Annotated in this window: 10 protein-coding genes; 4 read left to right on the forward strand and 6 right to left on the reverse strand. The window is 44.5% G+C overall.

The window, feature by feature from the left end; genetic code table 11:
- Positions 1-25: 25 nt before the first annotated feature.
- The 3 genes from KIT51_16860 to KIT51_16870 are packed head-to-tail and all read left to right on the forward strand — an operon-like array spanning position 26 to position 1,795.
- Positions 26-256, forward strand: coding sequence for a 4a-hydroxytetrahydrobiopterin dehydratase (locus KIT51_16860; GenBank protein ID UYN86509.1), 231 nt, complete (start codon positions 26-28; stop codon positions 254-256).
- On the forward strand, positions 256-936 hold the full coding sequence (gene rsmI / locus KIT51_16865; protein UYN86510.1) for a 16S rRNA (cytidine(1402)-2'-O)-methyltransferase: 681 nt from the start codon (positions 256-258) through the stop codon (positions 934-936). The genes KIT51_16860 and rsmI overlap by 1 nt, the downstream gene beginning before the upstream one ends.
- Before the next feature lie 55 nt (positions 937-991).
- On the forward strand, positions 992-1,795 hold the full coding sequence (locus KIT51_16870; protein ID UYN86511.1) for an inositol monophosphatase: 804 nt from the start codon (positions 992-994) through the stop codon (positions 1,793-1,795).
- A 54-nt stretch (positions 1,796-1,849) separates the two neighbouring features.
- Here KIT51_16870 and KIT51_16875 read toward each other — a convergent pair whose 3' ends face one another.
- From KIT51_16875 to KIT51_16885, 3 genes are all read right to left on the reverse strand, one after another.
- Positions 1,850-4,261, reverse strand: coding sequence for an ABC transporter permease (locus KIT51_16875; GenBank protein ID UYN86512.1), 2,412 nt, complete (start codon positions 4,259-4,261; stop codon positions 1,850-1,852).
- A gap of 348 nt (positions 4,262-4,609) precedes the next feature.
- Positions 4,610-5,629 carry an SPASM domain-containing protein gene (locus KIT51_16880; GenBank protein UYN86513.1) on the reverse strand — a complete coding sequence of 340 codons (1,020 nt, stop codon included), beginning with the start codon at positions 5,627-5,629 and terminating at the stop codon, positions 4,610-4,612.
- The gene (locus tag KIT51_16885) at positions 5,629-6,972 is read right to left on the reverse strand and encodes a HAMP domain-containing histidine kinase (GenBank protein ID UYN86514.1); all 1,344 of its coding nucleotides are present in this window, start codon (positions 6,970-6,972) and stop codon (positions 5,629-5,631) included. Before KIT51_16885 ends, KIT51_16880 begins: the two co-directional genes overlap by 1 nt.
- A 49-nt stretch (positions 6,973-7,021) precedes the next feature.
- On the opposite strand from KIT51_16885, the gene KIT51_16890 reads away from it, so the two are divergent.
- The gene (locus KIT51_16890; protein UYN86515.1) at positions 7,022-8,164 is read left to right on the forward strand and encodes a DUF4105 domain-containing protein; all 1,143 of its coding nucleotides are present in this window, start codon (positions 7,022-7,024) and stop codon (positions 8,162-8,164) included.
- 6 nt (positions 8,165-8,170) lie between these two features.
- Here the strand turns inward: KIT51_16890 and lpdA are convergent, their stop codons facing one another.
- From lpdA to KIT51_16905, 3 genes are read right to left on the reverse strand one after another with little or no spacing between them, the layout of a single operon-like run.
- On the reverse strand, positions 8,171-9,577 hold the full coding sequence (lpdA, locus tag KIT51_16895; protein UYN86516.1) for a dihydrolipoyl dehydrogenase: 1,407 nt from the start codon (positions 9,575-9,577) through the stop codon (positions 8,171-8,173).
- A gap of 37 nt (positions 9,578-9,614) precedes the next feature.
- The gene (gene odhB, locus KIT51_16900) at positions 9,615-11,129 is read right to left on the reverse strand and encodes a 2-oxoglutarate dehydrogenase complex dihydrolipoyllysine-residue succinyltransferase (GenBank protein UYN86517.1); all 1,515 of its coding nucleotides are present in this window, start codon (positions 11,127-11,129) and stop codon (positions 9,615-9,617) included.
- Positions 11,130-11,175: 46 nt separating this feature from the next.
- Complete coding sequence (locus KIT51_16905) at positions 11,176-13,902, reverse strand: 2-oxoglutarate dehydrogenase E1 component (GenBank protein ID UYN86518.1); 2,727 nt, start codon at positions 13,900-13,902, stop codon at positions 11,176-11,178.
- Between the last annotated feature and the right edge of the window lie 16 nt (positions 13,903-13,918).

Genomic DNA, 13,918 nt, shown 5'->3' on the forward strand with positions numbered 1-13,918 from the left:
CGTCAGGCGATACCCGTTTTGGTTTATGTGGCAGGAAGAAAACAACAAACTCACAAAAATATTTACGTTCAAAGATTTTACGGAAGCCTTTGCATTTATGACCAAGGTTGCCCTGGTAGCGGAGAAAATGAACCATCACCCCACCTGGACAAACACCTGGAATACCGTAAGCATTGAGTTAAGCACACACGATGCAGGAAACATTGTAACTAATAAGGATAAGAAACTGGCAGAGGCCATTGATGCACTGGTATAATGGAGTTGAAGGCCTCGTTATATATTGTTCCCACACCCATCGGAAATTTAGGGGATATAACCCTTCGTTCATTAGAAGTCTTAAAAGCCGTTGACCTTATTCTGGCAGAAGACACACGAACCTCGGGCAAGCTGCTAAAGCACTACCTCATTAGCAAACCGTTACAGAGCTTCCACAATTTTAACGAACATAAAGTTGTGCATACCTTGGTTAAAAGGCTGCAAGCGGGAGAAAAAATGGCATTGGTCAGCGATGCCGGTACACCCGGAATTTCCGACCCAGGGTTTCTAATTGTGCGCGCAACTTTGCAGGCAGGTATTGAAATTGATTGCCTACCCGGTGCCACAGCTTTTGTTCCGGCATTAATTAAATCAGGTTTACCCTGCGACCGGTTTGTTTTTGAGGGATTTCTCCCACACAAAAAAGGAAGGCAGACCCTGTTAAAAAAACTGGCCGAAGAAGAACGCACGATAGTATTTTACGAGTCACCTCATCGTTTGGTGAAAACCTTAGGGCAGCTTAAGGAATACTTTGGGCCGGAAAGGCAAGTTTCTGTTTCGCGTGAACTCACGAAACTTTTTGAAGAAACGAAGAATGGTACCCTGGAAGAAGTTTACCGCCACTTCTCAACCAAAGAAGTAAAAGGGGAAATTGTAGTAGTAGTTGGTGGAAAACCATAAACCTGAAACAATTACCGGTTGGGTGATGTTGGATATACATGCGTAAAAACAAAAGATGATACAGTTAGCCCACCTTGAAAAAGAAGTAATACGGATTTGCCGCGAAGTAGGCGCTTTTATCCGAAAAGAAGCAACGGAGTTTGATCGCTCAAAAATTGAATTTAAAACCGGCTTCAACAACCTGGTGTCGTATGTTGACAAGGAAGCTGAAATTCAACTGGTACGTGAATTAAAAAAATTAATACCCTCCAGTACTTTTATTACGGAAGAGGGTACTGTTCAAACCAACACCGGGCAGGAATATTGCTGGATCATCGATCCGCTTGACGGTACCACGAACTTTATGCACGGCCTGCCAACATTTGCTATTAGCGTGGCACTTGCACAAAATAATAAAGTTGTGCTTGGGGTTGTTTATGAAGTTATGCATGATGAGTGCTTTCACACCTTTGCCGGAGGCCTTGCAGCATGCAATGGAAAACCCATACAAGTTTCCAGCATCACTACGTTAAGTGAGAGTTTACTTGCTACGGGTTTCCCTTACTATCACCTGGATAAAAAAGATGTTTACCTGGAAATCATAAAAGTATTTTTAGAACAAACGCACGGTATACGAAGGTTAGGCAGTGCTGCCATTGACCTGGCTTATGTATCCTGCGGGCGCATGGATGGTTTTTTTGAATACAACCTCAATCCTTGGGATGTTGCAGCAGGCGCCTTTATTGTTCAGCAAGCTGGCGGAAGAGTTACAGATTTCAGCGGAGGCAATAATTTTTTACACGGTGGTGAAATTATTGCGGCCGGTGCTGTGCAGCAACAAATGCTACAGGTTATAAACGAGCTTTGGTATAAAAAATAAGCCCTGACATGCGCCAGGGCCTTGCAGAGAAATCTGTCCGCCTGACAGATTATATTATTCATACCGTAGCGAATCCACCGGGTTAATCGTTGCCGCCCGGAAAGATTTATACCCTACCGTTACCAACGCGATAATCAAGGTTAAGCCAATGCCCGACAAAAACAACATAGGGCCTATTTCGATGCGATAAACAAACCGGCTTAGGTACAAATTACCCAACCACCAGGCCAACGGTGCAGCCATTACAAAACCAACCAGCACAAGCACGATAAACTCACGGGAGAACATTACGAGAATGCTCTCAACCGAAGCACCCAACGTTTTGCGTATCCCTATCTCTTTTGTTTTTTGGTTGGCCATATAGGTAGCCAATCCTAACAAGCCCAGGCAACCAATAGCAATAGCGATCGTTGAAAAAACCGTTAACATAACAGACGACCGTGCCTCACCTTCATAAAATTCGCGGATGTTTTCATCCAGAAATTCATAACTGAAAATCGATAAAGGATAGGCTTCTTCCCATCGTTTTTGAATCTGTGGAACCAGTTGCTGAAACTGATCAGGCTGGATCCGCAAAGCCAACAACTGGTAACGTTCCAGGCGGTTTAGGATAACGGTTGGTTCAATGGCGTTGCTTAGTGAAAGCGTGTGAAAATTCTCCACTACCCCATCCACAGGCAGCGTCTTTCCCCATAACCTGATTTTTTTTCCAACAATTTCTTCCGGGGTTGAATAGCCTGCTATTTCAGCAAACTTTCGGTTAACCACAACACTGCGTGCTGTGTCCAGGTCATCAATATTCTCACCGGCAATTAATTTTATATCGAACAATGAAACATAATTTCCATCCGCAATTTTCACCTGTGTGCCTTTGGCCTGATCTTCACTTTGTCCTTCCATCCAAAAGTTGGAATCCCACACGCGACCCGAAGATGGAGCAGAAAGGCAGAGACTATAACCTTCTACCCCGGCCATACGCGAAATATCATTGGCCAATGAACGGACTCTACTTTGGTTGAGGGTATCCAAGCGCATGGCCTCCGGTACAGGTATGGTTATAATGGCATCTTTGCGAAAGCCCAGGTCTTTAGTGCGGAAAAACTCCATTTGATTGATCAGGACCAACGTGAGGATGACCAGCAATTGGGAAATAACAAACTGCGTTACCACCAACCCCTGCCGTAACCGGTATCCTGATGTGAATTTACTGGACGTGGAGTTTTTCAATGCCGATACCGGATTAAAGCCTGATATGACCAACGCTGGATATAGACCCGACAACAAGGAAACCATGCAGAATATGCTGATCAGAAAAATCAACAACAATGGATTATTGGTTAAATCAAATGTGAGCGATAGCTCAAGAAAACTATTTACAATACCTAACACGCCCTGTACTACAACAAACGAAAGCAGCATAGCGCCCAGCGTCACCAAACTGGTTTCGCCCAAAAACTGAAACACCAATTGAAGACGTGAGCCACCTAATGATTTTCTGATTCCAACTTCTTTCGACCTGCGGATGGCCTCAGCCGTAGTAAGGTTAATGAAATTGATGCACGCGGTAACAATCAGGAAAAGACTGACAACACCCAATGCGATCAAATAGTCTTTGCTTACAGCATTATAGTTGTAGTTGCCAATGTCATCGTTAAAATGAAGGTCTGACAACGGTTGTATAACATACCTGCGCTGATCCCACGAATTTTGAGGATCATGTTTAACAGAAAAATCAGGTAACTGATTCTCGATGGAACTAGTGGATTCTCCTTCGCGCAACAGGAAGTAACAGTTTTCATCGCTCCAGATGCTGCGCCATCCACGGCTTTCATTATTGGCCCGGATGGTTTCGTACGATAGCAACAATTGAAATGGCAGGTCAGATTGAACCGGTGCGTCTTCTACCACTGCCCCGATTTTGTAATCACGTTCTTCAAAACGAACCACTTCGCCAACAGCATCTTCGCGCCCAAAATATTTAACGGCAAGCGATCGGCCGATAACAGCTTCATTCGGCTCGTCTAATGATTTCTCTACATCGCCTATCAGCACGGTGCGGTCAAACACCTTGAAAATGTTTGGCTCGGTAATCACCACACCGCGCTCTTCGTCAAACTTTTTAAAATCACCGTCACGTTGTGGAATAAGGATAAGCGAATTTGCCCGGTATTGGGTAAACACTACTTCTTCGGCCTGCGGAAAATCCAACCGAAATGCCGGGGGAAGTACCGTAGGTATGCCGGCCGTGAAGCCCCACTCGCCATCATTGCCCTTACTGGAAGTTACAATACGATAAATGCGATCGTACCGGCTTTGAAACTTGTCGAAACTGGTATGGTACTGAAGGATAAGGAAGAGTATTATGGTGCCGGATACCCCAAGGGTGAGCCCACCTAAATTAATAAACGTGGAGCCTCGCTTACGCATTAATGAACGGAAACTGGTGATCAGGTAATTCTTAAGCATGTTGGTAGAATGGTTAGCAACCCACGCTGGCGAATGATGTGCCAAGTGAAAAAGTGCCTGAATTTTGCAAAAAATCAAGTACACCACGTTCGGATTCGAAAATGAGCGTCCATCATCGGACGGTAGGAATTAATCGCATATACCGATAAATTTGCCACATGGTTCAAGAACTGATGATCGGCCTCCTATTCGCAGCCGCACTGATTTACCTCGGTCGGCTGGTATGGCAATCGTTCCAAGCGAAATCCTGTGCTTCTGGCTGTAGGAAATGCAACACGATTGATGTAGACGCTATCGAAAAACAAATCAGGCTAAAAGGTTAATTGGCCTTCGAAAAACTTCTTACCCTTAAGCCCACACTTTCGTTCCTTCCGTACAGTTTTTACAAATCTCAATTTCCTTCCGGGATTTAAGTAGCGAAGCCCGAAAATTATTATAGGATTCGCCAAACCAGATCTCTTCAAATGTATTTTTTGTCAGGTCGCCCAGCACAAAGTGCGCGTCTTTATCAAAACAGCAGGGCACAACTTTTCCATCCCAGGTGATCACACAACTGTGCCACATTTTCCAACAGTGATTATCGAGGTTATTCTTAATGGCATATTTACCGGCTTCGTTCTTCTTATACCTTGAATACTTATCCTGAACAGGAATTAAATCCGAACCATTTTCAAAGTCGTAAATCTGTGCTGTCTTTAGTACAACCTCATCAACACCCAACTCATGGGCTAGTTTATAAACATCTGGTATTTCATGTTCATTCGGTTTAACCACTAAAAACTGAAATATTGTATGTGGCGTTTTTGAGTGGAGCTTTCTCTTCCATTCCAGTATTTTTTTCGTGCCTGCAATCACTTTGTCCAGGCTTCCGCCTACACGATAGGATTCGTACGTACCCTGAGAGGTCCCGTCAATGGAAATAATTAATCTGTCAAGTCCTGATTCAATAGTTGCTTTAGCCGTTTGATCTGTAAAATAATGCGCGTTAGTGGAAGTGGACGTATAAATTCCCTTACTGCCTGCGTAGTTCACCATATCCAAAAACTGTGGGTTCAGGTAAGGCTCACCTTGAAAATAAAAAATGAGGTAGCTGAGCTTTGATGCCAGTTGATCGATAACGTTTTTAAAAAGCTCCTGCTGAAGCATTCCGGTAGCACGCGTGAAGGATCGTAACCCACTGGGGCATTCGGGGCAGCGTAAGTTACAACTGGTGGTAGGCTCTATTGAAATACTGATGGGCAAACCTTTAATGAGTGCCTTTCCGGTTAACTTTGATTGATGGTAGCTCGACCAAATACGCGCAGCATTAAGCACACGCTGAGGTGAGGATTTTGAAATTCCATTAATTATGTCGCGCAAGTTCGACATTACTGTTTTGACTGAAGTGGAATTGTTATGAAGAAAGTTGTGCCCGCGCCAAATGCTGACTCCACCCGAATGGTTCCGTTAAGTTTCTGAACCATTTCTTTCACAATGTATAACCCAAGGCCTGATCCGCCTGCTCGGTCGCTGGCCCGGTAAAACATATCAAAAATTTTTGGTAGTGCCTCGGTTGGTATTCCGGCACCATTATCGGCAATGGATAGATTAAGGTTTTCATTTTCAATTTTTGCCGAAATTTTAATGAAGGGAGTTTCATGCCTTAAGTTGTGGTATTTAATGGCATTGGCAATAATATTCGATAACACAATCTTCAGTCTGCTCTTATCGGTAACCACGTCAGGGAGTGGGCGATCAATATGGAAAACAATTTTATCCGCGCCTTCAATGTACTTCAGGTTTTCGATGATTTCACAAATCATGGGTTCCAGTGCAAAAGTTTCCCTTATTAATTCTGTCCTGGCGTTGCGTGAATAATCAATAATATCGCGGATAAAGTCATCCAACCGGACTACACGATCGTTGATCAACTTGAAATACCGCTTGTCCGTTTCGTGCTGTGCTTCTTCCATGGCTATTTTTGAAAGCCCCTGAATGGATACGAGCGGGGCGCGCAAATCATGTGAGGCGCTGTAAACAAACCGATCCAACTCGGTATTGATCTTCTTCAACTCCAGGTTTTGTTGTGCAATAAACGCTGCCTGCTTCTTTAAGCTATCTTCTGCCCGCTTATTTGAACGGATAAGGAAATCAACGCAAAGGGAAATAATGATAATCGTTACGATAATATTGATAATCATATTTTTCTGGCCCAGTTCCGAAACCGAAAGCTGGTAATCCCAGAATAGTTTAAAATCAGTAAAGGCAAGCAGTAATAGCATCACCGAAGAAAGGCCAACAAAAAAACGCTGGTAAGCACGCTGGTGATCTTCGAAAAGAACGTAAGCCATAATCAGCAGGGGAAAGAAAAAAACAAATGCCAACCGCTCGGGCGGGATTACCGAACACAATAAGCCTATGACCAGGTTCAACAATAAAAGAAAAATTATTTTAGAGGCTGTGGTTTTACCTATTCGATTTAAAACAATGGAAATACTGATAACAACTGATAATAAAAAAATAACAATCGGAACAAAAGAAAAACCCTGGTCGATGACATCTTTTATCAACGTGCCAAATATGGCGACAGCCGTAACCAACAAAATACGGGTATATAGCACTGCCCTGCGGGTAGTAAAAAAAACACCTGCGTCATCCGGATGCCGCACCCCTAACCAATCGCTCAATTTTTTCAACTGCTCCGTCATGATAGACACTTTCACGGTGGGCAAAATAACAAGTAGTTTGAATTAATCTCATTTATTGGCCATCTTTCCAAGCATGAAAAAAGTAATTGGCTGCCTGCTAAGTTTACTGGTTACGGTAGCATCCTTTTCACAACAACTATCCGATAAGGCTGAAATATCGGTGATAACCTGTGGCCCCGGGCAAGAAGCTGTTTTTACTGCTTTTGGCCACAGCGCATTTCGGGTTTACGATCCGGAAAACGGGATAAATGCCGCCTTCAATTACGGTGTTTTCGATTTCGACCAGCCCAACTTTTACCTGAATTTTGCCCGTGGCCATAATCGCTACCGGTTGGCCGTTCAGGATTTTGAACGCTTCGAATACGTTTACCAATATTACAACCGGTACGTTCATGAGCAGGTACTGGACCTTACCACCGATCAAAAACAAAAACTTTTTGACTACCTCGCCTGGAATGCACGACCCGAAAACCAGTTTTACTTTTACGATTACTTCTACGACAACTGCGCCACAAAACTTCCGGAAGTTGTTCAAAAAGTATTTGGTGGGTCTGTTGTTTTTGATGGATCCTATATTACTAAACCCTTGTCCATCCGGGCGCTTACAGACCTTTACCTGAAGTACCAACCCTGGGGCGATTTAGGCATTGATCTTTGCCTGGGCTTGCCCATGGATAAAATTGCCACCCCTTACGAACACATGTTCCTACCCGACTATGTTGAGTATGGATTTGACCACGCCACCCTTAATGGTAAGCCGCTGGTAAAAGAAAAACTAATCCGGTATGAAGCAAGGCCTGAGGCTTATAGCAACGGCATCGTTCAGCCACTTTATGTTTTTTCATTGTTCGCACTCATTACGTTGGTGATAACTGTTTACGATCTAAAGCGAAAAAAGACATCAAACTGGTTTGATGTTTTGCTGTTTGGCATGATTGGATTAATCGGGCTATTGCTGTTTCTTCTTTGGGTTGCAACCGACCATCGTGCGGCAGCCAATAACCTGAATGTGCTATGGGCATTACCCACGCACATTGTAGTCGCTTTTATGGTTTTTACACCCCGTGAGTGGTTGCGGAAATATTTTTTAATTGTGCTGATCATTAATTCCCTGCTGCTCATTTCATGGGCATGGCTACCACAAACCCTGCATTTTTCCCTCGTTCCTATTGTTATCGCACTTAGCGCACGAGCATATGTTCAGTACAAACGTTAAGCAACATTACAGGTGCAGGGGGCGGTTAGCTGTTGCCGCCAGGCAGGCTTCCTTAACCGCTTCCATGTAGGTAGGGTGCGCGTGCGACATGCGGGCAACATCTTCGGCTGAAGCGCGGTATTCCATAGCCACCACTCCGGCAGCAATCATGTCGGCTGCGCGAGCACCAATTATGTGCACACCTAAAATTTCATCCGTGTTTTTATCGGCCAGTATTTTTACAAGGCCATCCAGGTCCATGGAGGCGCGTGCACGGCCAAGCGCTTTGTAGGGAAAACTGCCAATCTTATAGGCCTTTCCGTCTTTCTTTAATTGTTCTTCGGTATAGCCAACACTGGCTACCTCTGGCCAGGTGTACACAACGCCTGGAATCAAATTGTAGTTGATATGAGGTTTTTGTCCGGCCAATTGCTCTGCCACCATCACCCCCTCTTCCTCAGCTTTGTGTGCCAGCATGGCGCCACGCACTACATCGCCAATGGCATAAATATTTTCAACCTTGGTACGTAAGTGATTATCAACTGGTATTTGCCCACGGTCGGTTTCAATACCAACTTTGTCTAAACCTAAACCTTCGGTATACGGCCTGCGCCCGATACTCACCAGGCAATAGTCGCCCTTTAGTTCTACTTGCTTACCACTTTTATCTTCTGCCTTTAGTAAAACTTCTTTGCCCTTGTTTTCAATTGAAGTGACTTTATGGCCGAGGTAAAATTCAATGCCAAGTTTCTTGGTTGCTTTTTGAAGCTCCTTACCCAACGTACCATCCATGGTAGGGATAATGCTGTCCAAAAATTCAACTACCGTTACTTTTGAGCCGATGCGGGCGTACACCGAACCCAGCTCCATGCCAATTACTCCTCCGCCCACAACAATAAGGTGCTTGGGTATTTCTTTCAACTCCAATGCTTCTGTACTGGAGATGATGCGTTTCTTATCAAAAGGTGCGAAAGGAAGGGGTGTTGGCTTTGAACCGGTTGCGATAATAATCTTTTCGCCAGTAATGGTCTTCTCCTTGCCGTCATTCGAAGTGATCTTGATCGTATTTTTATCTACAAATGAACCTTCTCCCGTGTGGACATCTATTTTATTTTTCTTCATTAAGAAAGCGATACCCTCAACATTAGCCGTTACCACACCGGCTTTACGTTTAATCATTTGAGCCAGGTTTGCTTTAGGCTTTGAAATGTCAATACCATGTTCGGCAAATGTATGCTCGGCATTATGAAAATGTTCAGACGAGTCAAGCATTGCCTTGGAAGGAATACAACCCACGTTTAAGCACGTGCCGCCAAGAGTATTATATTTTTCAATGATGGCGGTTTTCATGCCAAGTTGTGCGCACCGGATAGCGGCCACATAACCACCGGGGCCAGAACCGATAACAACTACATTATATTGGAAGGAGCTCATGGTTAATTCTAAGTTTATGATTCAAGATTCAAAACGATTAAACTCCGAGTATCAATCTCCCGGGATCTTCCAGCATTTCTTTCACCCTCACCAAAAAACTAACCGACTCGCGGCCATCGATAATACGGTGGTCATATGACAGCGCCACGTACATTACAGGTGTAACTACAACCTGTCCGTTTTTTACCACGGGTCGTTCCACAATGTTATGCATACCTAAAATAGCCGATTGTGGCGGGTTAATAATTGGTGTTGACAACATGGAGCCAAATACGCCCCCATTTGTAATGGAGAACGTTCCGCCTGTCATTTCATCAATGGAAAGTTTACCATCGCGGCCACGCGCTGCGAGCCTTCCTATCTCCGTTTCAATTTGATCGAATGTTAAAGATTCTGCATTGCGGATTACCGGAACCACCAACCCGCGTGGTGTAGAAACTGCTATTGAAATATCGCAGTAATCGTGGTAAACAATTTCATCACCATCAATTTGGGCATTTACCGCTGGCCACTCTTTCAACGCCTGGCAAACGGCTTTGGTGAAAAACGACATGAAGCCCAGGCCCACACCATATTTCTCTTTAAACTTATCCTTGTACTTTGCACGCATGTCCATAATCGGTTTCATGTCAACCTCATTGAAGGTTGTGAGCATGGCGGTTTCATTTTTTACAGCAACCAGCCTGCGTGCTATGGTTTTGCGCAGTGATGTCATTTTTTCCCTGCGCTGATTACGGGAAACCCCACCACTAATAACCGGAGGACTTGAAGCAGCAGGCTTGGTTGCTTCCTGCTTCGAGCCGGGTTGTGCTTTCAAGGCATCCTCTTTGGTTATTCTTCCACCTACACCGGAACCTTGAACCTGGGAGGCAGCTATTCCTTTTTCATCCAGGATTTTTGCTGCGGCCGGTGAAGGGTGACCGGCTGCATACGACTTGTCGCCAGAAGTTGATGAGGTTGAGGTTTCTGCTGGCTTTGCCGATCCTTGTTCGCCAGCAGGCACACCTTCCATCACTTCAATTTTACAAATCAGTCCGCCAATAGGTAGTGTTTCCTTTTCTTTCGCAACAATTCTAAGAATACCGTTGGCTTCTGCCGGCAACTCAAAAGTTGCTTTATCGGATTCAACTTCTGCAATCACTTCATCCAGTTTCACAAAGTCGCCATCCTTTTTTAACCAGGTAGAAATAGTTACTTCCGTGATGGACTCGCCTACGGCTGGCACGTTCATTTCTTTTACAGCACCGGTAGCCTTAGGCACAGCAGGTGCTGATGTTGCCGCAGGCTTACTTTCAGGTTTCTGAGCGGTTGCCCCGGTTGATTCTTCGATCTCACAAATCAGGTCACCAATGGGCACAGCATCGCCAACCTGTTTTTTTATGCGCAAGACACCCGCTGCGGGTGCTGTCAATTCAAAAGTTGCTTTGTCCGATTCCAGTTCAGCAATTACTTCATCCATCTGCACAGCATCACCATCTTTTTTAAGCCAGTTGGCAATCGTAACTTCAGTAATGGATTCACCAACGGTGGGTACTTTTACTTGTATAGCCATGTTTCGATTTTTGATTTATTGATTTTTAATTGATGGTCGGGTACTATTAAATTTCGAAAGCCAGGTTGATGATTTTTTCCTGCTCAGCTTTATGAACTTTAGAGTAGCCGGTGGCCGGTGAAGCACTTGACTTTCGGGCCACTACTTTCAGTTTTTCATCCGGCATAAAACGTTGAATGTATGCCCAGTAACCCATATTGTAAGGTTCTTCCTGTGCCCAGATCAACTCCGCATTCTTATATTTTTTGAGTACCGTTTCCAGTTGCTTTTTAGGGAATGGATAAAGTTGTTCCAGGCGAACCAGTGCAGTATTTTTTATTTTCTTCTTTTGCTGATATTCCTGCAAATCAAAGAATACTTTGCCTGTGCATAGCACTACACGCTTAACCTCTTTAGCCATGGCGTTAGGGTCGTCAAGCACTTCGGTAAACACGCCTGAGGAAAAATCTTTTACAGGAGAAACAACACCAGGATGGCGCAACAATGATTTCGGAGAGAATACCACACACGGTTTTCTAAACTCCCACTTCACTTGCCTTCTTAACAAGTGGAAGTAATTGGAAGCGGATGTCATATTCGCTACCACCATATTCAACTCAGCGGCCTGCTGTAAGAAGCGTTCGGGGCGGGCACTTGAGTGTTCGGGACCCTGACCTTCGTAACCATGAGGAAGCAGTAATACCAATCCGTTTTGTCGTTGCCATTTCGATTCTGCGCTGGTCAGGAACTGATCGATAATCACCTGCGCACCATTTACAAAGTCACCGAACTGGGCTTCCCAAATAACCAGTGCGTGAGGGGTTGCCATGGAATACCCATATTCAAAACCCATTACACCAAATTCAGAAAGAAGGGAGTTATACATATGCAATTTTGCCTGTCCCTCGCCAATATGATTGAGGCCGCAATAAGACTGATTCGTGTTGGCATCCCAGAAATAAGCATGGCGGTGCGAAAACGTGCCACGCTTAACATCCTGACCCGACATGCGGACAATAATTTTTTCTTGCAACAAAGAACCAAATGCCAAAAGCTCAGCTTCTGCCCAGCCTAAAAGTTTATCTTCAAAAAAAGCAGCCTTCCTGTCCTTTATTAATTTTTCAATTTGTTTGATGGGCTTAAAGCCTTCCGGTATAGTAGTTAATGCTTTAGCCACCTTTTCTACTACTTGACCCGGAATGGAAGTGTCAGGCGATTTATCGAAATCTTCGGCAACGGCTTTGCGCATGGTAGCCCACTCTTCTTCGCTATCCTGGAATTTATAAGGCAGTGGTTTTTGCTTTACTTCATTCAGGCGATCCTGAAGTTGGTTGCGGAAATTTTTGTCCATTTCCTCCGCCATTGCGGCACCGTCAACCCCGCTGGTGGTTAGTTTTGATACGTATACTTCGCGTGGGTTAGGGTGCTTTGCAATGATATTGTAGAGTTTGGGTTGGGTAAATTTAGGCTCATCGCTTTCATTATGGCCATGCCTGCGGTAGCAGAGCAAATCAATAAAAATGTCCTTTCCAAACTTCTGCCGGTACTCTACGGCAAGGTTAGCAGCAAACGTAACGGCCTCCGCATCATCACCATTCACATGTAGCACAGGCGCATCAATAATTTTAGATACATCCGTGCAATAAATAGATGTACGCGCATCGTCATAATCGGTAGTAAAGCCCACCTGGTTGTTGATCACAAAATGAACCGTGCCACCGGTTGTATAACCCGGCAACCCCGACATTTGTGCTACTTCATATACAATGCCCTGGCCGGCAACGGCCGCATCGCCATGGATGAGAATGGCCATGGCTTTTTTAAGGTCACCGCCAAATTCATCATCAATCTGGCCGCGGGTATAGCCAACCACCAAAGGGTTAACCGCCTCCAGATGCGAAGGATTGGGCGTTAACTTGACGTATATCTTTTTTCCGGATGGTGTGTCTATGCGGCTGGCATACCCCAGGTGATATTTTACATCGCCATCGCCCATGGTAGCATCGGGATTTATATTTCCTTCAAATTCGGTAAAAATCTGCTCATAGGTTTTTCCAAGAATATTCGAGAGCACATTTAACCGGCCACGGTGAGCCATGCCAATAACAACTTCCTTTACATCAAGCTCGGCAGCCTTATTGATAATGGCCTGAAGCGCGGGTATGGTATTTTCACCACCTTCCAATGAAAACCGTTTCTGGCCGAGGAATTTTGTGTGCAGAAAGTTCTCAAACACAACTGCCTCATTAAGCTTGCCTAAAATTCGTTTCTTCTCCTCCAGGCTGGGATTGTGGTTGAAATATTCATTCTCGCATTTATTAAAAAACCACTGGCGTACCTCATCGTTGCGGATGTAATTGTACTCGAAACCAATGGGGCCCAGGTAAATAGCCTTGAGCTTATCAACAATGTTACGCAACGTGGTGCGGCTCATACCAATTTCACTGGCTACATCAAACTCGGCATCCAGGTCGGCATCGGTAAGGCCAAAGAATTTCAAATCAAAATGAACATTATGATTTCTCCTTTCCCGAACAGGATTTGTTTTTGACGCGAGATGCCCAAAAGAGCGATAGGCAAAAATCAGGTTGCGCACCTGGGTTTCCTTAATTGAATGCGTATCGGCAGTTCCGCCTCCTGCACCATTTTCGCCATAGCGTTGTTGGGAAAATTCATAACCTTCAAAAAACTTCTGCCAGGTATGATCAACGCTGGATGGGTCACTTTTATAATTCTGATAAAGTTGGTCGAGGTAGCTTACATCAGCATTGGAGAGGTAGGAATATTTATCCATAAATTCTAGGGGATGA

It is taken from the genome of Cyclobacteriaceae bacterium (genome assembly GCA_025808415.1).
Taxonomy (GTDB): Bacteria; Bacteroidota; Bacteroidia; order Cytophagales; family Cyclobacteriaceae; genus UBA2336.